Origin of the sequence: Pelomonas dachongensis (assembly GCF_043555865.1) — a bacterium.
Lineage (GTDB): Bacteria > Pseudomonadota > Gammaproteobacteria > Burkholderiales > Burkholderiaceae_C > Pelomonas > Pelomonas dachongensis.
The window spans coordinates 1,017,365-1,038,579 of sequence record NZ_JBIGHY010000001.1 but is presented as its reverse complement, the minus strand read 5'-3'; the positions used below and the strand labels follow the sequence as shown (position 1 = coordinate 1,038,579).

Sequence of the window (21,215 nt, the reverse complement as noted above, 5' to 3'; positions counted from 1 at the left end):
CGGGCCTCAAGCTCAAGATGACGCACGAGCGGGAGGGCCAGAGCTTGCGTCGCCGCGCCGGTGGCTACGCCCATGCCAAGCAGTTCAAGCGGCTGCGCCAGGTGGTGCGCCGCCAGCGCACGATCCTGGGTGTGCTGCTGCGCGAGGTGCAGCGCAAGATGACGACGCTCGCTCAGTCCGTGCAGGACCAGCTCAAGCCCTGGCTGGAGCGTGCCGAGCGCATCCGCAGCCAGCGCCCTCACGACAAGAACAAGCTGTACGCCCTGCACGCGCCGGAAGTTGAATGCATCGGCAAGGGCAAGGCCCGCAAGCCCTACGAGTTCGGCGTCAAGGTCAGCTTGGCCGTGGCGCACAAGAGCGGCCTGATCGTGGGTGCCCGCAGCTTCCCCGGCAACCCGTTCGATGGCCACACACTCAGCGCCCAGCTCGAGCAGACGAGCACCTTGATGCAGGATCTCGGCGTCAAGCCCAAGGTAGCCGTCGTCGACCTGGGCTACCGCGGTGTCGATGCCGACATCACCCCGGTGGAGCTCATCCACCGGGGCAAGTACAAGTCCTTGAATGCGCAGCAAAGGCGCTGGCTCAAGCGCCGCCAGGCGATCGAGCCGACCATCGGCCACACCAAGCACGACCACCGGATGGACAAGTGCTGGCTCAAGGGCAGCGAGGGCGACGCTCTGCACGCGGTGCTGTGCGCAGCCGGCTTCAACATCCGCTGGCTGCTGCGGGCGCTGCGGCGCCAGCTGCAGGCCGGCGGCCTAAAGCACGTTTACTTGGCCTTGACCGCCGTATGGGCGGCCTTGCTGACAGCGGCTATGGCGGGATTCAACAGCGCCATGAACTTCAATCCCGAACTATCGCGTCAGCCGGTGCTTCACCAGACATGACCCGCCGCTGGTCGCCGGAGCCGTGCCCACAGCGAGTTGCCTGGAAATGGATTTTGCAGGTCTGACTAAAAACCCGCAGCCGCAACAATCCACTTGTGGCGCCTTCCGAGTGCACGTGGATTCGCCCCCCCCCTGGCGACGCGCACCATGCGTCGGAGTTGTCAGTTACCGCTAGCCCCGTCTCGCCTGGAGACTGCAAACTTGCACCCATGAATCCCGTCCTCATTGAAGTCCTGCGCGGCGCCGCCGTCGAATCGCGCCATGCCGGCGCGCTCGCCATCGTCGATGCATCCGGCCACGTGCACACCGCGTTGGGCGATGTGGACCGGCCCATCTTTCCGCGCTCGGCCGTCAAGCTGTTGCAGGCGCTGCCGCTGGTGGCCAGCGGCGCGACGGACGCGTTCCAGCTGACCGACGCCGAGCTGTCCATCGCCTGCGCATCGCACAGCGGCGAGCCCGAGCATGTGGCGACCGCCGCCGGCATGCTCGCCAAGCTGGGGCTTGACGCCGACGCGCTGGAATGCGGCACGCAATGGCCCGGTCGCGAGCCCGTGCTGCGTGCGATGGCGGCACGTGGCGAGGTCGCGACGCCGCTACACAACAACTGCTCGGGCAAGCACAGCGGCTTTGTCTGCGTGGCCTGCGTGATGGCACGCAACGCGGGCACCCACCCAGCCGAGTTCGCGCGCGGCTACGTCGCGGCGGCGCACCCGGTCATGCGCGAGGTCACTGCGGCGCTGTCGGCCACCACCGGCATCGATGCTGAGCGTGCACCACGCGGCATCGACGGCTGCTCCATCCCGACCTTTGCACTGCCGCTGCGCGCGCTGGCGCTGGCGTTCGCGCGCTGCGGCACCGGCCAGGGCCTGTCGGACGCCAACGCCCGCGCTGCACGACGGCTGCGCCGTGCCGTGGCAGCTGCACCGTTCATGGTGGGCGGCACGGACCGCTTCGACACGCGCGTGATGGAGGCGTTCGGCGAGCAGCTGTTCTGCAAGATCGGCGCCGAGGGCGTGTACTGCGCGGCGCTGCCCGAACTGGGCCTGGGCGTGGCGCTGAAGATCGACGACGGCGCCGCGCGCGCCGCGGAGGCCGCGTTCGCCGCCGTCGCACAGTGGCTGCTGAAGACCGAAGCGCCGGTGCTGCGCGACTACAGCCACGCGGTGTTGCGCAACTGGCGCGGCACCGAGGTGGGCGCGCTGCGCCCGGCCTTCACACTCAGCTGAGCCGGAACACGGCGACCGAGCGTGCCAGCTCGTCCGCCTGCTGCTGCAGGCTGACCGCCGCCGCGGCGGACTCCTCCACCAGCGCGGCGTTCTGCTGCGTCATCTGGTCCAGCCCCGCAATGGCCTGGCCGATCTGGCCGATACCGGTGCTCTGCTCGCCGGTGGCATGGCTGATCTCGGACACGATGCTGCTGACACGCGCGATCGCATCGATGATCTCGTGCATGGTCTGACCGGCCTGGGCCACCAGCGCCGCACCGCTGTCGACGTTCTCGCCGCTCTGGAGGATCAGCGCCTTGATCTCCTTGGCGGCCTCGGCCGAGCGCTGCGCCAGCGTGCGCACCTCGCCGGCCACCACCGCGAAGCCGCGGCCCTGCTCGCCCGCGCGCGCCGCCTCCACCGCGGCATTCAGCGCCAGGATGTTGGTCTGGAACGCAATGCCGTCGATGACCGAGATGATGTCGGCGATCTTGGCGGACGAGGCGCTGATGCGCTGCATGGTCGTGACCACCTCGTCCACCACGCCACCGCCGCGCCGCGCGACCGCCGCGGCGTCGGATGCCAGCTGGTTGGCCCGCACCGCGGACTCGGCGTTGTGCGTGACGCTGGCGGTCAGCTCCTCCATCGCCGACGCCGTCTGCTGCAGGTTGGACGCGGCCTGCTCGGTGCGCGCGCTCAGGTCCTGGCTGCCCACGGCCACCTGGCGCGATGCGGTGGCGATGCTGTCGGTTCCCTGGCGCACGCCGGAGACGACCTCGACCAGCGAGTCCTGCATGCCCTGCACGCCGCGCATGACGGCGGCGGTCTCGTCGCGGCCTTCCACGCGCACCGGCTCGCTGAGGTCATGGCCGGCGATGCGCTCGGTGGTCTTCACCGCCAGCGCCAGCGGCGCCAGGATGGAGCGCGTGTTGACGACCGTGTAGCCCACCAGCAGCAGCACCGCGGCGATGACCACCAGCGTCAGGTTGCGGCGGATGGCCTGCTCGTGCTCGTCCAGCAGCGCCACCTGGCGGGCCGCGTTGCGGTCGATGCTGTCGGTCATGTCGGCGAGTGCCTTGTCCAGGCTGCGCACCGGGCCCTTGACCGGCTCCATAGCCTGGTTGGCGGCGGCGGTGTCGGCGAACTCGCCCTTGGCCAAGCGCTCCAGGATGGCTCCGAAGCCGCCGCGGTAGTCCTGCAGCGCGGTCTTCAGCTCGGCCGGCATGCGCCTGATCTCGTCCGGCACGTCCAGCGTGCCGATCTTGTCCAGGCTGACGGCGACCTTGTCGAACGTCTCGACCCAGTCCTTGCGGTAACGCTCGACGGCCCGTGTGTCAGTCAGGTTGATCAGCAGGTCCTTCTCGTAGCGGCGCAGGTTGCCGACGCCGGCGCGCACGCCGGCCAGCTGACTCAGCGCCTCGACGTCATGGGCGACGAAGTGGGTGAACGCGGCCTTGGACTGCGCCAGGCTGCGCAGCCCCTGCAAACCCACCACCAGCATCGCCAGCACCGCGAGGGCGGCCAGTGCGAGCAGCCGGGCCTTGATCGTGTAGTCGCTGAGCTTCATCCCCACCTCCCACCATCTTGCAGATGGGCAGGAGGCTAGCCCTTTGGCGGGCAGACGCCAAGCCTCAAGCTGACAACGCCGACAAAGGGTCGTCGGGCTGCCACAACGTGCGCATCGCCGCCTCGAATGCGTCGCCGACACGCTGTGCTGGCTGCCAGGGCCGCGCGCGGCCGGCCACCCAGACGGACTGCCACGGCGCGCCGTTGCTGCCGAACACCACCGCGTCCAGCAGCGCGTCGTCCGGCAGGCCGCGCAGTCCGTCGGCTGCCACGTTCAGCACCAGCGCATCAGCACGGGCCCCGGGCGTCAGGCCCCAGGCCGTGAAGCCGGCGGCACGGGCGCCCCCTTGCACGGCAGCCTCGAACAGGCGCGCGGCGCTGGACGGCTGCGCGCCCGGCAGCGCTGCGATGTTGCGCTGCTGGGCGGCCAGCCGCTGGCCGTACTCCAGCCAGCGCAGCTCCTCCACCCAGCCGCGCGTGACCTGGCTGTCCGAGCCCACGGTCAACGGCACGCCGCCGGACAGCCAGCGGGGCAGGTCCGTCAGTCCATCGCCCAGGTTGGCCTCGGTGCCCGGGCAGATGACGATGCCGGCACCGCTGCCCGCCACCGCCTCGATCTCCCACCTCTCGGCATGCGTGGCGTGCACCAGCTGCCAGCGCGGGTCCAGATGACCCGCCTCGGCCAGCCACTGCAGCGGGCGCATGCCGGTGGCGGCCAGGCAGTCGTTGACCTCGGCCATCTGCTCGGCCACGTGAATGTGGATCGGCAGGTCGGCCGCGCCCACCAGCTGTTGCAGCCGCGCGATGTCGCCCGGCGACGCGCCGCGCAGCGAATGCAGCGCCACGCCGGCGTTGACGCGCGGCAGACCTGCGGCCAGTACGCGCTGGCAGGCGCGCCAGGCCCAGTCGGCATCGGCGGCGAAGCGGTACTGGTCGGGCCGCAGCCCGGCGGCGTTGAAGCCGCTGCGCGTGTAGACAACCGGCAGCAGCGTCAGGCCGATGCCCACGTCCTCGGCCGCCTCGGCCAGCGCCCAGGCCATGTCCAGCTCGTCGTCGAATTGCTGGCCCTGCGCTGCGTGGTGCAGGTAGTGGAACTCGCACACCTGCGTGTAGCCGCCGCGCAGCAGCTCGGCGTAGAGCTGGCCGGCCACCGCGCGCAGCTGCTGCGGCGAGATGCGCAGCGCCAGCGCATACATGCGGTCGCGCCAGCTCCAGAAGTCGTCCTGGCCCGCGTCGCGCCGCTCGGCCAAGCCCACGAAGGCGCGCTGAAACGCATGGCTGTGCGCGTTGACGAGGCTGGGAATGACCGGGCCGGCCAGCTTCTCGGCATCGCCGGGAGCCGGCAGGTTGACGGTGATCTCGGACCAGTGGCCGGTAGCGTCCACCGTCAGCAGCACGTCGCGCTGCCAGCGCCCGTCGATCCAGGCCAGCGGGGCATGCAGTCGTTTCAGGGCCGGCACGCAAGCATCTCCTGGAGCATCTTCTCGATCAACGGCGCGACGGCCGCGGCGAACGTTTCGTCATAGGCCTCGCGCGGAACGCAGGCCTCGTCCATGTAGCAGCGCTGGCACATCTCCAGCTGCACTGCATGCCAACCTTGCGTGGGCCGACCGTAGTGGCGCGTGATGTAGCCGCCCTTGAAGCGGCCGTTCACCACCTGGCTGAACTCCGCCTGGCCGGCCAGCAGCGCCGCCAGACGCTCGGTGATGGCCGGCGCGCACGACGCTCCATCGGCGGTGCCGAGGTTCAGCGCGGGCAGCCGACCCTCGAACAGCCAGGGCAGCTCGGAGCGGATGCTGTGGCCGTCGAACAGCAGCGCATGGCCGTGCGCGGCGCGAAGCCGCGCCAGCTCGGCGGCTAGTGCGTCGTGGTACGGCCGCCAGTAGGCCTCGCGGCGCACGGACACCTCGGTCGCATGCGGCTCGACGCCGTCGCGGTACAGCGGGTCGTCGGTGAAGAAGCGGGTGGGCACCAGGCCGGTGCCGCCGGACGCGCCGGGGTACAGCGGCTGGTCGTCCGGCGGGCGGTTCAGGTCGATGACGTAGCGGCTGTAGCGCGGCACGATGAGGCTGGCGCCGAGCTTGTCGGCCAGCGGGCGGTACAGGCGCTCCAGGTGCCAGTCGCTGTCTTCACTGGCCAGCGCGCGCGGCACCAGCCGTTCGCCGATGTCGGCCGGAATGTCCGTGCCGACATGCGGCAGGCTGATCAGCAGCGGCACGCGGCCCTGCTGCAGTTGGAACACGCTCATCGATGCACCCTTCGCGCTTCGTGCTGTCCCGCTAGGCGGGAATGAGCCCCTTCGGGCGGCCGTGCGGTGCTCATGACTCTCCCTGAACGCCCTGGAACACCCGTGCGATCAACGGGTTGTGGCCAAAGCATGCTGCCAGCTCGCGCGGGTGGCCGCCATCCCAGATGCAGAAGTCGGCTCGCTGCCCCGCCACCAGCCGGCCACGGTCGGCCAGGCCCAGCGCGCGTGCGCCACTCACGGTCAGACCGCGCAACGCCTCCTCGGGCGTGAGGCGGAACAGCACACAGGCCATGTTCAGCATCAGCAGCGGCGACAGCGTGGGCGAGCTGCCGGGGTTGTGGTCCGTCGCGATGGCGATGGGCACGCCCGCGTCGCGCAGCGCCTGGATGGGCGGCAGCTGCGTCTCGCGCAGCGCGTAGAAGGCGCCGGGCAGCAGCACCGCCACCGTGCCAGACGCCGCCATGGCCTGGATGCCGGCGGGGCTCAGGAACTCGAGGTGGTCGCAGCTCAGCGCGCGGTAGCCGGCCGCTAGCGCGGCGCCGCCCTGGTCGCTCAACTGCTCGGCATGCAGCTTGACCGGCAGGCCCAGTGAGCGCGCGGCGTCGAACACGCGGGCCACCTGGGCGGGGCTGAACGCGATGTGCTCGCAGAAGGCATCGACGGCATCGACCAGACCGGCCGCCTGCAGCGCGGGCAGCCAGCGGCAGGCGGCGTCGATGTAGTCGTCCGCGGACGCGGCCTCGGGCGGCAGCGCGTGCGCCGCGAGGTAGGTGGTGCGCACGTCCACGCCCAGCGCACCAAGTTGCCGCGCGACGCGCAGCATGCGCGCCTCGGTGTCGGCGTCGAGGCCATAGCCGCTCTTGACCTCAAGCGTCGTCACGCCTTCGCGCATCAGCGCGCGGGCGCGCTGCGCGGCGCCGGCCAGCAGTTCGGCCTCGCTGGCCGCGCGCGTGGCGGCCACCGTGGCACGGATGCCGCCGCCGGCCTGGGCGATGTCGGCGTAGCTGGCGCCCAGCAGGCGCTGCTCGAACTCGTTCGCGCGGTTGCCGCCGTAGACCAAATGCGTGTGGCAGTCGACGAAGCCCGGCGTGACCAGCGCGCCCTGCAGCTCCACCACTTCGTCGGCCGCGGGCGCCTCGGCGCTCGGCCCCACCCAGCGGAGCAGGCCGCCGTCGACCAGCAGCGCGCCGTCGTCGATCAGTCCCCAGCCCCTGTCACCCGCCAGCGTGGCCAGGCGGCCACCACGCCACAGCGTCATTCATCGCTCCAGCTCAGCCACCAGGCGTGGCTGCCGCTGGCATCAGGGCCGGTGAACACGCAGCTCTGGATGGCCGGCGCCTCGCACCATGCCAGTGTCAGCGGCGCCAGCGGCATCGCGCGGGCGCCATGCTCCAGCAGCCCGCCCTCGACCGTGAACAGCCCCACCCAGGATGTGCGCGGCATCAGCACGTGGCTGGCCGGCTCGACCTCCAGGTTGCCACGGCGCTCCATGATGTTCAGCACCTCGGTGCGGCCCTTGATCAGCTCCGCCGATGGCGCCAGGCCACCTTCGAAACGCAACGGGTCGTCGCCGATGCTCTGCGGCCAGTCGAACAGCCGCAGGCCCGCGCCACGGATGACCGCCAGCCAGCGGTGCACGCCGGGGAAGGCCGAGAACGGCCCGTCGCGCTCGACGCTGGCGACGCTGACGCGCAGCGCCCAGTCGTGCGCGTGCGGCCAGGCGAGCAGCTCACGGGTGGTCCCGCCCTCGTTCTTCCAGGCCTGCGGCTGCACGTCTGCCGCGCTGACCTTGCTCCAACTCATGTTCTAACCTCGCACTGCTTGAGTTCCGCCGGCTGGCGAGCTGCGCATTTTCCGCAGCTCAGGGCGGGTTTCCTCATGCCGAGAAGCTCCCTTGCAATTGGTAACGAGAGCCGGGGTGGGTCAGCTTGACGCTGGTGACGGCCACGCCGCGGCTGTAAGTGATGCGCTTAACCACCAGGCACGGGTCGCGCCGGTGAATTCCCAGCAACTTGGCCTCCACCTCTCCGGGCAGCGCGGCCTCGATCATGTAGCGCGCCTCCGACAGCGGCGCCACGTTCAGCAGGTAGTGCGTGGGCGTGATGCGCGAGAAGTCCTGCGCCAGGTAGTCCGGCGCGCAGGCCGGGTTGACGGCGCGCTCCTCGCATTGAATGGGCTGGCCGTTCTCCAGGTGCACGATGAGGCTCAGGAACACCGGCGCGCCACGCTTCAGGCCCAGCTCGGCAGCCTGCTGCGGCGTGGCCCTGCCCTTGACGAGCGCATGCACGCGCGCCTCGTGCTGGCCGCCGCGCTCGACGATCTCCTCATGCACGTCGCGCACGTTCAGCGTCGACGAGATGCGGTGCAGCTGCGCGACGAAGCTGCCCACGCCCTGCACGCGCTCGATCAGCCCGTCCTGCACCAGCTCGCGCAGCGCGCGGTTCACCGTCATGCGGCTGACCTCGAACTGCGCCACCAACGCGCCCTCGCTGGGCAGCAGGTCACCCGCTACCCAGTGGCTGCTGGCGATGCCTTCGCGCAGGTGGTTCTTGACCTTGAGGTACTGTGGCTCTGGACTTGTTGTGGACGTGCGGGCGGTGCGTGGCATGGCCGCATGCTAGTTGACTTGACTTGTATAGACAACTAGAGTGCGCCGCAGTTCCAGGAGACCCCATGACCACCCTGCCCTGCCCCGCGTCACGTCCCGTTCAGGCGCCCACCGGCACGCAGCTGCACTGCAAGAGCTGGCTCACGGAGGCCGCCTACCGCATGCTGCAGAACAACCTCGACCCTGCCGTGGCCGAGAACCCGGACGCGTTGGTCGTCTACGGCGGCATTGGCAAGGCAGCGCGCAGCTGGGAGGCGTTTGACGCCATCTGCAAGGCCTTGCGAGAGCTGGGCGACGACGAGACATTGCTGATCCAGTCCGGCAAGCCGGTGGGTGTATTCCGCACGCATGCCGATGCGCCGCGCGTGCTGCTGGCCAACTCCAACCTGGTGCCGGCCTGGGCCACGTGGGAACACTTCCACGAGCTGGACCGCAAGGGTCTGATGATGTACGGCCAGATGACAGCTGGCAGCTGGATCTACATCGGCAGCCAGGGCATCGTGCAGGGCACGTTCGAGACCTTCGCCGAGGCGGCGCGCCAGCACTACGGCGGCGTGGCCGCCGGCCGCTGGATTCTGACGGCCGGCCTCGGTGGCATGGGCGGCGCGCAGCCGCTGGCGGCCACGTTTGCGGGCTTCTGTTCGCTGACCATCGAATGCCAGCAGTCGCGCATCGATTTCCGCCTGAAGACGCGCTACGTGGATGAGCAAGCCACGGATCTTGGCGACGCGCTGGCCCGCATCGCCAAGTACACGGCGACCGGCGAGGCCAAGTCCATCGCGCTGCTGGGCAACGCGGCCGAGATCCTGCCCGAGCTGGTGAAGCGCGGCGCAAATGGACAAATTCGGCCCGACCTGGTGACCGACCAGACCAGCGCTCATGACCTCATCCACGGCTACTGCCCGCCGGGCTGGAGCGTCGAGCAGTGGAAGGCGGCTGGCGCCGATCCGGCCCGCCATGCCGAACTGCGCGCCGCCGCTGCCACCGGCTGTGCCACGCACGTGCAGGCCATGCTGGCGTTCAAGACGCAAGGGATCCCGACGGTGGACTACGGCAACAACATCCGCCAGGTCGCCAAGGACCAGGGCGTGGCCAACGCCTTCGACTTCCCCGGGTTCGTGCCCGCCTACGTGCGGCCGCTGTTCTGCGAGGGCAAAGGCCCGTTCCGCTGGGTGGCGCTGTCAGGTGACCCGGAGGACATCCACAAGACCGATGCGAAGCTGAAGGAGCTGTTCCCGCAGCATGTGGCGCTGCATCGCTGGCTGAGCATGGCCGCGGAACGCATCGCCTTCCAGGGCCTGCCGGCCCGCATCTGCTGGCTGGGTCTGGGCGAGCGCCACCTCGCCGGCCTGGCGTTCAACGAGATGGTGAAGAATGGCGAGTTGAAGGCACCCGTCGCCATCGGCCGCGACCACCTGGACAGCGGCTCCGTCGCATCACCCAACCGCGAGACCGAGGGCATGCGCGACGGCTCGGATGCCGTGTCCGACTGGCCGCTGCTGAACGCGCTGCTGAACACCGCCGGCGGCGCCACCTGGGTCAGCCTGCACCACGGCGGCGGCGTGGGCATGGGCTACTCGCAGCATTCGGGCGTCGTTATCGTGGCCGATGGCACCGCCGCCGCCGCCCGGCGACTCTCGCGCGTGTTGTGGAACGACCCCGCCACCGGCGTCATGCGCCATGCCGACGCCGGCTACGACACGGCCGTCGCCTGCGCCCGCGAGAACGAACTGAACCTGCCTTCGCTATGAAACTGATTCCCGGACAACTCACGCTGGCCCAACTGGCCGACATCGCCGCAGGCCGCACCCGGTTGCAGCTCGATGACTGGTCCGCCGTGGACGCCAGCGCGGCGCTGGTGGCCGCCGCCGCTGCGGGCGATGCGCCGGTCTATGGCGTCAACACCGGCTTCGGCAAGCTCGCCAGCACGCGCATTGCCAAGGACCAGCTCGCGCAACTGCAGCTCAACCTGATCCGCAGCCACGCGGTGGGCGTCGGCGCGCCGATGTCACCCGAGGTCGTGCGGCTGATGCTAGCCACCAAGGCCGGCAGTCTGGCGCGAGGCTTCTCGGGCGTGCGCGGCGTGGTCGTGCAGTCGCTGCTGGATGCGTTGAACGCCGGCTTCGTGCCCTACGTGCCCGCGCAGGGCTCGGTGGGCGCCAGCGGCGACCTGGCGCCGCTGGCCCACCTGACGCTGGCGCTGATGGGCGAAGGCGAGGCCCTGGTGGCCGGCCAGCGCGTGCCGGCGCGCGACGAGCTGGCCCGGCTGGGCCTGCCGCCGCTGACGCTGGCCGCCAAGGAGGGCCTGGCCCTCATCAACGGCACGCAGGCCAGCACCGCACTGGCGCTGCACGCGCTGCTGCGTTTCGAAGGCTTGTTTGCGACCGCGCTCGCCAGCGGCGCGATGACGCTGGACGCTGCACGTGGTAGCGACGGCCCGTTCGATGCGCGCATCCACGCGGTGCGCGGGCAGCCGGGGCAGATCGAGGTCGCCGCGGTCTACCGCGAGCTGCTTGCCGGCAGCGTCATCCGCCAGTCCCACCGCGAAGGCGACGAGCGCGTGCAGGACCCGTACTGCCTGCGCTGCCAGCCGCAGGTCATGGGCGCCTGCCTGGACCAGGCGCGGCACAGCGCCGAGGTGCTGGTGCGCGAGGCCAACGCCGTGACCGACAACCCGCTCGTCTTCGACGACGTCATGATCTCCGGTGGCAACTTCCACGCCGAGCCCGTCGCGTTCGCGGCCGACGACCTCGCGCTGGCCATCGCCGAGGTCGGCGCCATCGCCGAGCGCCGCATCGCGATGCTGATCGATCCAGGCATCTCGCGCCTGCCGCCCTTCCTGACGGCCGACGCCGGCCTGCACAGCGGCTTCATGATCGCCCACGTGACCGCGGCTGCGCTGGCCAGCGAGAACAAGAGCCTGGCCCACCCGGCCAGCGTGGACAGCCTGCCGACCAGCGCCAACCAGGAAGACCACGTGTCGATGGCCACCTTCGCCGCGCGCCGCCTGCACGCGATGCTCGACAACACGTCGCACATCGTCGCCATCGAGCTGCTGGCCGCAGCGCAGGGCATCGACTTCCTGCGTCCGCTGACCAGTTCGGCTCCGGTGGAGGCGCTGCATCGGCGCCTGCGCGCCGACTGCGCCAGCATGCCGGCCGACCACTACCTGGCGCCGGACATCGAGCGCGCAGCGGCGTTGGTGCAGGCAGGCCAGCTGCGTGCAGAGCACGCCCCGTGTTTCGCTCAGTAACGACCTGCGGCGCCCGCCACGCGCAGGAACACGTAGGCGAACCACACCACCACCGCGCGGTGCAGCAGCGCGCGCCAGCCGGTGCCGCGGCGGTCGCCGACGCGCTCGGACGCGGCGATGGCCATGTCGATCTCGCCGGCCAAACGCGTCGCGAAGGGGCGGTCCAGCACGACGACGTTGGCTTCCAGGTTGACTAGCAGCGACAGCGGGTCGATGTTGGAGCTGCCCACGGTGGCCCAGTGGTCGTCGACGACTGCGACCTTGGCGTGCAGGAAGGCCGGCGTGTACTCGTAGACCTCGATACCGTGGCGCAGCAGGTCGGCATACAGCGCCTCGGCGGCCCAGCCGGCGATGCGGTAGTCCAGCTTGCCCTGCAGCAGCAGCCGCACGCGCACACCGCGCCGTGCCGCTCCGCGCAGCGCCGCGCGCAGCCGCTGGCCCGGGTAGAAGTAGGGGCAGATGATGTCCACGCTCTGCCGCGCCGCGCGGATGGCATCGGCATAGGCGTGCTCGATGGTGCGGCGGCGGCGCACGTTGTCGCGCATGACGAAGGCCGCGCAGACCGGCGGCAGGTGCGGCACGCTGGCTGGCAGCCGCTGCGGGCCGCGCCAGATCTGCGTCAGCCACAGGCTGAAGCGGCGGCGCAGCGGCACGTAGTCCAGCAGCGCATCGTTGAGATCGCGCCCCAGCCACGCGCGCGACCAGATGGCGCGCACGCACTGGCTCACCGCATCCACCAGCCCGCCGCGCACGGCCACCGCATAGTCCAGCCGCGGTTGCTCGCAGACACCGTGGCGCAGGTCGCAGAGGTCGTCAATGACGTTGATGCCGCCGACGAACGCGACCTCGCCATCCACCACGCACAGTTTCTGGTGCAACCGGCGCAGCTGGCCGCGCTGGAACCAACGCCACCAGCGGTCCATCGGCCGGAACACCGCGAACGCGACGCCCGTGCCCTCGAAGCGCTGCCGCAGCGCCGCCAGGCTGGCGCCGCTGCCGAAACCGTCCACCACGACGCGCACCCGCACCCCCCGCTGGTCGGCGGCGATCAGCGCATCGGCCAGCGCCAACGACGTTTCGTCGCTGTGGAAGATGTAGGTGGCCAGCCAGACCTCGTGGCGTGCCAGCGCGATGGCCTCGTGCATGCGCGGGAACAGCTGCCCGCCGCCGCGCAGCAGGTCGATGTGGTTGCCCCCGACGAAGCCGGCGTCGGCGGCCGAGTGGCGGCTGCGACGCCGCGAACCCAGACGCCTCACCAGAGGACCCCAGGCGTTGCGCGCCGCCCCGCCGAGCGAGGATGAACCCCTTCGGGCCGCCGTGCGCGGCTCATTCCAGCGCCAGCTCCACCACCAGCGGCAGGTGGTCGGACATGCGCGCCCAGCTCGCGCCGCGCGGCACCTGCACGCCGGTGCAGCGCAGGCCCCGCATGTAGACGCGGTCCAGCGTGAACACCGGCAGACGCGACGGGAAGGTGGCCGCACGGGCGCGGCCATTCGGTGCAGCGGCGCGGCGCCAGCCGTGCGTGCGCATGGACGCATCCAGGCGTTCGCCCCAGTCGTTGAAGTCACCCGCCACCAGCACCGGTGCGCCGTCCGGCACATGCTCGCGCACGAAGGTCGACAGCCGCTCCACCTGCCGCAGTCGGCTGGAATGAATCAGGCCGAAGTGCGCGACGACGACATGCACCTCCCGCCCCTGCCAGCGCACGGGCACATGCAGCAGGCCGCGCTGCTCGAACTTATGGTCGGACACGTCGTGGTGGCCAATGTCGCCGATGGGCCAGCGCGACAGCAGCGCGTTGCCATGCTCGCCGAACTTGGTCGTCGCGTTGGTGCGGTAGGCCACTTCGTAGCCATCGGGCGCCAGAAAGTCGGCCTGACCCTTCTCGGGCCAGCCGAACCAGGTGCGGTCGAAGTAAGCCGCCTCGCGGTGGTGGAACAGCCGCACCTCCTGCAGGCAGACGATATCGGCGTCCAGCGCCTCGACGCCCATTTGCAGGTTGTGGATTTCCAGGCGCCTGGCGGGGCCGAGGCCACGCACACCCTTGTGGATGTTGTAGGTGGCCACCCGCAGCACATCGCCGGGGGCATGGGGAGTAGGACGGGCAACGGGGGTCATGACATCGGAGCGCGGCTGAAGCGGGGCAGTTGCAGCACGGCCTCCGCGTTGGACGGCGAGAAGCAGCGGTCAGCCGCCTCCTGCCAGGGCAACCAGACCCACGATAGGTGCTCGCGCGGGGCCAAAATGGGCGCCAGCGCCGCAGGCACTTGTAGGCCGAAGACGTGTTCGGTGTTGTGCGTGACACCCGGCGCATAACGGTGCCGCCAGCGCGGGTAGATCTCGTAGACGTTGGCGAGCTGCCAGTCGCGCAGCTCGCTGCCGGGCGCGTCGGCAGCGAAGCCGGTCTCCTCCAGCACTTCGCGCCGGGCAGTCTCGGCCAGCGGTTCGTCGAGGCTCTCGCGGGAGCCCGTCACGCTCTGCCAGAACCCGGGATGGTCGGCACGCTCGATCAGCAGGACCTGCAGATCGGCGGTGTGGATGACGACGAGGACCGATTCGGGAATCTTGAAGGGCTTGGCCAACTGCATAGCCAAAGCATAGCGACCTCAACCGCCCTGGCGGGCGCGCTTGGCCACCTCGGGCGGCAGCTCCTTGGCCTGCAGCTCGCGCACCTGCGTGACCAGCTGGTTATGCGCGTCCATGAAGGCGGCCGCAATGACCTTGCCCTCGTTGGAATTGCTCCAGCCGGCACCCGCCGCGCCGCCCAGCTTGCCCACCAGCGCGCCGCCCACGCCCAGGTCGGCCACCTCCACCGAACCGGTGGAAGCAGCGACCTGCTCGGTGGTCTCGTTGTCGGTCAACAGCAGCGCGGCCTGTGCCTGCTTGAGCTTGACCTGCTCGGCCGCGCCCACGAGCTTGTTCAGGTAGGGAATGGCCTGCAAGATGCCGCCGATCTGCCGGCCGGCGTCCTGCTCGCTGAACGTGAGGCTGGGCGTCAGGCTGTACTGCGCCTCGTAGCCCTTGCCCTTCCCCACCGTGTTGCCCTGTTGGCGCAACACGCCGGCCTCCTTCAGCTCCTGCTCGCGCACGGTGGCCTTCAGGCCGGCCGAGCGGTCCACCACGCGGAAGCAGCCGCTTTGCTGCGCCAGCAGCCGCACCAGCGGCACGGGACTGGACGGCAGGTGGTAGCTGCTGGAATAGGCGTAGCCGTTGGGGTTCTCGATCAGCGCCAGCGTCGCCACCGGTGCGTCGCACTTGACCAACTCGCGGCTGGCCTTGGCGGCGCCGGCTGGCCCGGCCGAGCCGCTGATGACCGAGCCGCCCTCGCCCAGCGAGGTGGACGACTTGCCGCAGCTGGCGAGCAGCAGCGCAGCGGCCGCGGGAAGGGCGAGCAGGACCAGTTTTCTCATGAGCGCGAGTCTGCCTTCCCGCACGCGCACTGCCGGCCCTAGAACAAGGGACAGCGCCGCGCCTGACCCCTCACTTGGGGTACAGCACCATCTGCGTGCAACGGAAGAGTGCCAGCGTCTTGCCGCTGTCCTTGTGCTTGACGACGGCATCCCAGACCTGCGTGGTCTTGCCCAGGTGCACCGCGCGGGCCACGCAGCTGAGGGTGCCCTCTCGGGCGGTGCCCAGGTGGTTGGACTTCAGCTCCACCGTCGTGAAGCCGCTCGCCCCCGGCGGCAGGTGGGCCACGCAGCCGTAGCCGGCGCAGGTGTCGGCCAGCGTGACGATGCTGCCCGCGTGCAGGAAGCCGTTGGGAGCCATCAGCTCAGTGCGCACCGGCAGTTCGCCGTGCACCTCGCTGCCTTCCACCTGCGTGATGACGATGCCCAGCAGGCCCGGCAGCTTGCCGGCACCGACCTCGTTGAATTTCGCACTGTCTGGCATTCGACCTCTCTGTTCTTGATGGCAGGCCATCGTAATGGCGACGAAAAAAGGCCGGCATCCCTGCCGACCTCTTCGTCTTGTGCAAAGCGCGCGATCAGGTGCGCGTCATCGTCGCCTTGAGCATGCCGTTCAGCAGGTCCAGCGACTCGGCCAGGTGCGCCCGCGTCTCGACCGACAGGCCCGGCCGGGCCGAGGCCGCGCGCAACTCGCCGGCCAGCTGGCTGGCGTGCCAGCGCGCCATCGAGAACGCGTCGGCGTAGACCGTGGCGCCGTTGGTGGAGCGATTCAGCTGGGCCTGCAGGCGCTTCAGGTACTCGCGCTGCAGGCTGCGGCGCATGCGGTCGATCTCGCCGCCGCTCTTCAGCTCGCTGAAGACGGCGCCCTGCAGCGTCGCGTACACCTCGCTCAGCGACACGGCGCCCTTGCGCTGGCCCTCCGGAAGGTAGCTGCCCTGCTCGATCAGCCGGCGCGCCGTGTTGGGCGACATCAGGCGGTCCAGCACGCGGCCCTGCAGCGTGGCCACGCTGTCCGGGATGGACAGCGGCAGGCCGCGGTCCCACTCGTTGTAGTCCAGCGTCTGCGTGACGAGGAACTCGGGCTTGAACTTGAACGAGTCGCTGGACAGCAGGCCGCTAGCGATGAATCGCAGCGCCTCGCGCTGCTGCGCGGTGTCGACCGGCTTGAACGCCTGGCCCGGCGTGACGCCCGGCACGATGCGCTCGGCCTGCAGGCCACCCACGTATTTGCTGACGTTGTTGGCCGTCATGCCCAGCTGGCGGAACGATTCCAACACCGAGCGGCGGCTGCGCAGCGGGTCCTCGCCGGGCTCGGGCTTGCGGGTCTGCACGCGCTCCCACAGCTCCTGGCTGAGCTTGAGGCGCTTCCGGGCGTAGGCCAGCGGGTCATCGCCCAGGTCGCGCTGGTTGGTGCGCGGGTCGAAGCCGTCGTACGGGCCACCGACGCCCTGGTCGAAGTCGTCGCCGTAGGCCAGCAGCGGCTCGGTGGAGCGCGCGGCGATGCGGGCCAGCTCGGCCGCCTCCTGCTCGGCCGAGGTTCCTTGCGCAAAAGGCTTGTACGCGTACTCGATGGCCCAGTAGTCGTAGGCGCCCAGCGTCGTGTTGGTCAGCGTGGAGCGGGCCTCGCCCTTCAGCGGCAGGTTGTAGGCGTTGTAGTCCATCACCGAGTTGGAGATGCCGTTGGCTTCGGTCCAGGCCTTGTCCTTCAGCTGCGCCTGCGTGACGGTGGTAGACGAGCGGAAGTTGTGCTTGAGGCCCAGCGTGTGGCCGACCTCGTGCATGACGACGTCCTTCACCACCGCCTGCGCGAGCGCTTCGGCCTCGGGGCCGTTCATGTCCAGCCCGTCGCGAAGCGCCAGCAGGTCCAGCGCAAAGCCAAACTCGGAGGACTGGTCGGCGGCGTAGGTGCACAGCTGCTCGATCAGCGCACGGCTGCGCTCGCCCATCCAGCTGGCGCCATGCGAGTGGTCGGCGTGCGAATGGCCCGCCACGTCGTCCGACGCCAGGCGGCGCGAGCCGCGGCCGAACACGTCGCTCATGCCGATGTCGGCGTCCAGGATCTCGCCGGTGCGCGGGTCCTTGTTGCTGGGGCCGATGGCGAAGCCGACGTCCGAGCCGGTGAACCAGCGGATGGACGCGTGCGTCGAGTCCATGTTGTCCCAGTCGGCGTCGTCGGGCTGCTGCTTGGCGACGACGGCGTCCTTGAAGCCGATCTTCTCGAAGGCCTTGTTCCACTCGAGGATGCCGGCCTTGACGGCTTCGCGGTACTTGGCCGGGATGTTCTTGTCCATCCAGTAGGTGATGGGCTGCACGGGCTCGGACAGCGCGGCAGCCGGGTCCTTCTTCTCCAGACGCCAGCGGTTCACCATGTGCACGCGCGTATTGGCCTTGGTGTCGTCGCCGAGGTTGCTGTAGCTCTCCATGAAGTGCCCCAGACGCGGGTCGGCATGGCGGATGGCGGCCGGCTGCTCCGGCAAGGCACGGAAGCTGTAGACGAAGCTGAAGAACATCGAACGCGGGTCCGGCGTGGCCTGCGGCGGCGTCGGCACGGCCACGGGCGCGGGCACCAGCGGCGGCGCCGGAATGCGCGGCGTCGCGAAGTGCACGCGTGAGGTCAACGTGGTGACCTGCGCATCGGCACGCGTGGCCTCGATGAAGGAGTTGGCGCGGTCGGGTGCGTACGGCAGGCGGAAGGCCTGTTCCAGCCGCGTGGAGTAGCCGGGGATGTCTCCCAGCAGCAGCGCGCTGGCATCCACCAGCGCGGACTTGCGGTCCGGGTGGTCGGCGCTGGCCACGGGGCCGGCCGTGACCAGGCTGGGCGAGAAGGCCTGCTCCAGCACCAGCTTGCTGTCGGCTTGGGAGGAGCGGAACTTGGTGTTCAGCGCGATCAGCTGCACGTAGTTGCCGATGCGGCGCCACTCCACCATCTCGTCACCCAGCATCTGGCTGGCGTAAAGGCCGCGCTCGCCGATGGAGTTGGCGACGTTGACGCTCAGCAGGAAAGGCTTGTTGAACTGCTCCCTCGGGATCTCGATCCAGACCTTCTCGTCCTTGCGCCAGACCGGGAACAGGCCCGGCTGTTCCTTGGCGCCCTTGATGACGTCGGCAAAAGGCTTGGGCGCGCCGGGCTCCACCGGCGGACGGGCGGGCGCAGCGCCGGAGGCGGCGATCGAGGGGCTGGATGCGGCGGCGGGCGGGGTCTGGGCCTGGGCGACGGCCGCCAGCGCGAGTAGCGCGGCGGAGGCCAGTACGGAACGCGACATCGGGGTCATGAGATGTGTCCGAAGGAAACGAAAAGTCGACCACTTTAAGGCCGGCGACACTCGCGTCCCATCCGATGCTGCCCTCCGTAGCGAGGTTGCAGAAGTTCACGCAAAAACTTCCGTCATGCCGTTGACCCATCTGCTTTATCTGCACGGCTTCCGCTCGTCGCCGGCGTCTGCCAAGGCGCGCCGCATGGCCGCCTGGGCGGCCAGCCAGGCCGGCCTCACCTTCGTCTGCCCGCAGCTGCCGCCGTCGCCGCGCGAGGCCATGGCGCTGGCCACCGGTGTCGTCGCCGGCTGGCCCGCCGAAGGCGCGGCCGTCATCGGCAGCTCGCTGGGCGGCTTCTACGGGACCTCGCTGGCTGAGCAGCCGGCGCACCGCCGCTGGCGCGTGGCCGTGCTGAACCCGGCCGTGGACCCGGCGCGCGACCTCGGCGCCCACATCGGCACGCTGTCCGCCTGGCACGACCCGCAGCTGCAGTTCGAGTTCACCGCCCAGCACGTGGCCGAGCTGGCCGCGCTGGCGCCACCGCGGCTGACGGCGCCGACGCGCTACTACGCGCTGATCGCCAAGGGCGACGAACTGCTGGACTGGCGCGAGATGCTGGCGCGCTACGCCGGCTGCGACGGGCAGGTGCTGGAGGGCAGCGACCACGGCCTGACCGACTTCGAGGAGCACCTGCCCGGCGTCCTCGAACACCTGACGCGCTGAGGGACAATCCTGCTCCTATGTCTGTGACCTTTGCGCTGTTTGATGACGCCGGTAAATTCCTCGCCGGCCGTGTGATGAGCGAGGCCGATGCCTCGCTTCAGGTGGAGCTGGACTCCGGCAAGCGGGTCAAGGTCAAGGCCGCCAACGTGCTGCTGAAGTTCGAGCAGCCGGCACCCGCCGTGCTGCTGCTTGAAGCCCGCAAGCTGGCCGACGACATCGACCTGGACCTGGCCTGGGAATTCGCGCCCGAAGGCGAGTTCGGCTTCGTCGACCTGGCCAAGGACTACTTCGACGCCAAGGCCGGTGTCGTCCAGCAGGCCGCGGCGCTGTTCCGCCTGTACGACGCACCGCACTACTTCCGCCGTGCCGGCAAAGGTCAGTTCAAGAAGGCGCCCGAGGAGACGGTCAAGGCCGCGCTGCTGGGCATCGAGCGCAAGCGCCAGCAGACCTTGCAGATCGAGGCCTGGGCGCAGGAGCTGGTGGCCGGCACCTGCCCGCCGCCCATCCAGGACCAGATTTACAAGATTCTTTTCAAGCCCGACAAGAACGGCCCCGAGTACAAAGCCGTGGTCGAGGCCAGCAAGAAGGCGCACAAGGCGCCGCTGGAACTGCTGCAGGGCGCCGGGGCCATCACCAGCCCCTACCAGTTCCACTGGAAGCGCTTCCTGTTCGAGAACTTCGCCAAGGGCGTGGGGTTCCCCGCGCTGTCGGCGCCTGAGATCAAGGACGACCTGGCGCTGAGCCCGGTGCAAGCCTTCTCCATCGACGACTCGCAGACCACCGAGATCGACGACGCGCTGTCCGTTCAAGGCCTGGGCACCGGCACGGTCACCTTCGGCGTGCACATCGCGGCACCCGGCCTGGCGATCACGCCGGACTCGGTCGTCGACAAGGTCGCCCGCGAGCGCCTGTCCACCGTCTACATGCCGGGCTGGAAGATCACGATGTTGCCCGACGAGGTCGTGCAGACGTACACGCTGATCGAGGGCCGCGACTGCCCGGCCGTGTCCATCTACTTCACGATGGACGAGGCCACGCTGGCGATCACGGCGCGCGAGACCAAGCTCGAGCGCGTGCACATCGCCGCCAACCTGCGCCACGACAAGCTGGACGGCATCGTCACCGACGCCACGCTGTCGGGCGAGGCGCCGGCCGACTACGCCTTCGCGCCCGAACTGGCCTTCTGCTGGCGCCTGGCCAAGAGCCTGAAGGCGCAGCGCGAGGTGGTGCGGGGCAAGCCCGAGAACTTCAACCGCCCGGACTACAACTTCCGCCTGGCTGGCGAGCGCATGGAGCCGCCCAACGGCAGCGAATCCGTCGAGATCTCGGTGCGGGCGCGCGGCAGCTCGCTGGACCTGATCGTGGCCGAGGCCATGATCCTGGCCAACTCGGCCTGGGGCGGCTGGCTGGCCGAGCTGGGCCTGCCCGGCATCTACCGCAGCCAAGCCAGCCTGGCGCCCGGCATCAAGGTGCGCATGGGCACCAAGGCGCTGCCGCACGCCGGCATGGGCGTGGCCAGCTACACCTGGGCCAGCTCGCCGCTGCGCCGCTACGTGGACTTGGTCAACCAGTGGCAGATCATCGCGGCGGCCCGCCACGGCAAGACGGCCGCGCTGGTCGCGCCCTTCAAGCCCAAGGACGCAGCGCTGTTCTCCATCATCTCGGGCTTCGAGGCCGCCTACGCCGCTTACAACGGCTTCCAGAACGGCATCGAGCGCTTCTGGACGCTGCGCTGGCTGCAGCAGAACGGCACGACCGAGTTGACAGCCACCGTCATGAAGGAAGGCCTGGTGCGCGCCGACGACCTGCCGCTGGTCTTCAAGGCGCTGGGCTGCGAGCCGCTGCCGCGCGGCAGCCACGTCAAGGTGCGCATCACCGGCCTGGACGAGATGACGCTGGACGTGCATGCGACCCTGATCGAGCGCCTGGACGAAGCCGCCGTGGCCGCCGCGGCCGATGAGTCAGAGGGCGACGACGAGGAGCTGGCTGCCGCCGCCGCGCCCATCTCGCTGGCCATTGACCTGAACGACGGCGACGGCGCAGCCGAGCCGACGGCCCAGGCCTGA

General features: G+C 70.0%; 18 protein-coding genes. 6 read left to right on the top strand and 12 right to left on the bottom strand.

Annotation, left to right across the window (positions count from 1 at the left end; translation table 11 throughout):
• Together ACG02S_RS04790 and ACG02S_RS04785 are read left to right on the top strand one after the other, a co-directional pair.
• Window positions 1-887, top strand: an 887-nt coding sequence (locus tag ACG02S_RS04790; protein ID WP_394469288.1) for an IS5 family transposase, incomplete at its 5' end; no start/stop codon positions are given.
• Between the two features lie 209 nt (window positions 888-1,096).
• On the top strand, window positions 1,097-2,113 hold the full coding sequence (locus ACG02S_RS04785; RefSeq protein WP_394469287.1) for an asparaginase: 1,017 nt from the start codon (window positions 1,097-1,099) through the stop codon (window positions 2,111-2,113).
• Here ACG02S_RS04785 and ACG02S_RS04780 read toward each other — a convergent pair.
• The 6 genes from ACG02S_RS04780 to hutC form a co-directional block, all read right to left on the bottom strand.
• Window positions 2,106-3,659, bottom strand: coding sequence for a methyl-accepting chemotaxis protein (locus ACG02S_RS04780; protein WP_394469286.1), 1,554 nt, complete (start codon window positions 3,657-3,659; stop codon window positions 2,106-2,108). The two genes, ACG02S_RS04785 and ACG02S_RS04780, sit on opposite strands and share 8 nt — an antisense overlap.
• A 64-nt stretch (window positions 3,660-3,723) precedes the next feature.
• The gene (gene hutF / locus ACG02S_RS04775; RefSeq protein WP_394469285.1) at window positions 3,724-5,118 is read right to left on the bottom strand and encodes a formimidoylglutamate deiminase; all 1,395 of its coding nucleotides are present in this window, start codon (window positions 5,116-5,118) and stop codon (window positions 3,724-3,726) included.
• Window positions 5,106-5,906 carry an N-formylglutamate deformylase gene (gene hutG / locus ACG02S_RS04770; RefSeq protein WP_394469284.1) on the bottom strand — a complete coding sequence of 267 codons (801 nt, stop codon included), beginning with the start codon at window positions 5,904-5,906 and terminating at the stop codon, window positions 5,106-5,108. The genes hutF and hutG overlap by 13 nt, the downstream gene beginning before the upstream one ends.
• 70 nt (window positions 5,907-5,976) lie before the next feature.
• The gene (gene hutI / locus ACG02S_RS04765; RefSeq protein ID WP_394469283.1) at window positions 5,977-7,164 is read right to left on the bottom strand and encodes an imidazolonepropionase; all 1,188 of its coding nucleotides are present in this window, start codon (window positions 7,162-7,164) and stop codon (window positions 5,977-5,979) included.
• Entirely contained in the window at window positions 7,161-7,709 is a 549-nt protein-coding gene (locus ACG02S_RS04760) for a HutD/Ves family protein (protein WP_394469282.1), read from the bottom strand. The genes hutI and ACG02S_RS04760 overlap by 4 nt, the downstream gene beginning before the upstream one ends.
• Before the next feature lie 73 nt (window positions 7,710-7,782).
• Entirely contained in the window at window positions 7,783-8,514 is a 732-nt protein-coding gene (gene hutC / locus ACG02S_RS04755; protein ID WP_394469281.1) for a histidine utilization repressor, read from the bottom strand.
• A gap of 65 nt (window positions 8,515-8,579) precedes the next feature.
• On the opposite strand from hutC, the gene hutU reads away from it, so the two are divergent.
• Window positions 8,580-10,265, top strand: coding sequence for a urocanate hydratase (hutU, locus tag ACG02S_RS04750; RefSeq protein ID WP_394469280.1), 1,686 nt, complete (start codon window positions 8,580-8,582; stop codon window positions 10,263-10,265).
• Window positions 10,262-11,767, top strand: a complete 1,506-nt coding sequence (hutH, locus tag ACG02S_RS04745; protein WP_394469279.1) for a histidine ammonia-lyase — start codon at window positions 10,262-10,264, stop codon at window positions 11,765-11,767. The genes hutU and hutH overlap by 4 nt, the downstream gene beginning before the upstream one ends.
• On the opposite strand, the gene clsB is transcribed toward hutH, so the two are convergent.
• The 6 genes from clsB to ACG02S_RS04715 all read right to left on the bottom strand — a co-directional run bounded on the left by clsB (window position 11,761) and on the right by ACG02S_RS04715 (window position 18,437).
• Complete coding sequence (gene clsB, locus ACG02S_RS04740) at window positions 11,761-13,023, bottom strand: cardiolipin synthase ClsB (RefSeq protein ID WP_394469278.1); 1,263 nt, start codon at window positions 13,021-13,023, stop codon at window positions 11,761-11,763. The genes hutH and clsB overlap by 7 nt on opposite strands.
• Window positions 13,024-13,093: 70 nt before the next feature.
• Complete coding sequence (locus ACG02S_RS04735) at window positions 13,094-13,885, bottom strand: endonuclease/exonuclease/phosphatase family protein (protein WP_394469277.1); 792 nt, start codon at window positions 13,883-13,885, stop codon at window positions 13,094-13,096.
• Window positions 13,882-14,355, bottom strand: coding sequence for a dihydroneopterin triphosphate diphosphatase (gene nudB, locus ACG02S_RS04730; protein WP_394469276.1), 474 nt, complete (start codon window positions 14,353-14,355; stop codon window positions 13,882-13,884). The genes ACG02S_RS04735 and nudB overlap by 4 nt, the downstream gene beginning before the upstream one ends.
• Before the next feature lie 18 nt (window positions 14,356-14,373).
• Entirely contained in the window at window positions 14,374-15,177 is an 804-nt protein-coding gene (locus tag ACG02S_RS04725) for a CsgG/HfaB family protein (protein WP_394469275.1), read from the bottom strand.
• 70 nt (window positions 15,178-15,247) lie between these two features.
• Window positions 15,248-15,658, bottom strand: coding sequence for a PaaI family thioesterase (locus ACG02S_RS04720; RefSeq protein WP_394469274.1), 411 nt, complete (start codon window positions 15,656-15,658; stop codon window positions 15,248-15,250).
• Between the two features lie 94 nt (window positions 15,659-15,752).
• Entirely contained in the window at window positions 15,753-18,437 is a 2,685-nt protein-coding gene (locus ACG02S_RS04715) for a zinc-dependent metalloprotease (RefSeq protein WP_394469273.1), read from the bottom strand.
• Between the two features lie 124 nt (window positions 18,438-18,561).
• On the opposite strand from ACG02S_RS04715, the gene ACG02S_RS04710 reads away from it, so the two are divergent.
• Together ACG02S_RS04710 and ACG02S_RS04705 are read left to right on the top strand one after the other, a co-directional pair.
• Window positions 18,562-19,149: a YqiA/YcfP family alpha/beta fold hydrolase gene (locus ACG02S_RS04710; RefSeq protein ID WP_394469272.1), complete on the top strand. Its 588-nt coding sequence runs from the start codon at window positions 18,562-18,564 to the stop codon at window positions 19,147-19,149.
• Between the two features lie 17 nt (window positions 19,150-19,166).
• Window positions 19,167-21,215 (top strand): ribonuclease catalytic domain-containing protein, encoded by a 2,049-nt coding sequence (locus ACG02S_RS04705; protein WP_394469271.1) that lies wholly within the window; start codon window positions 19,167-19,169, stop codon window positions 21,213-21,215.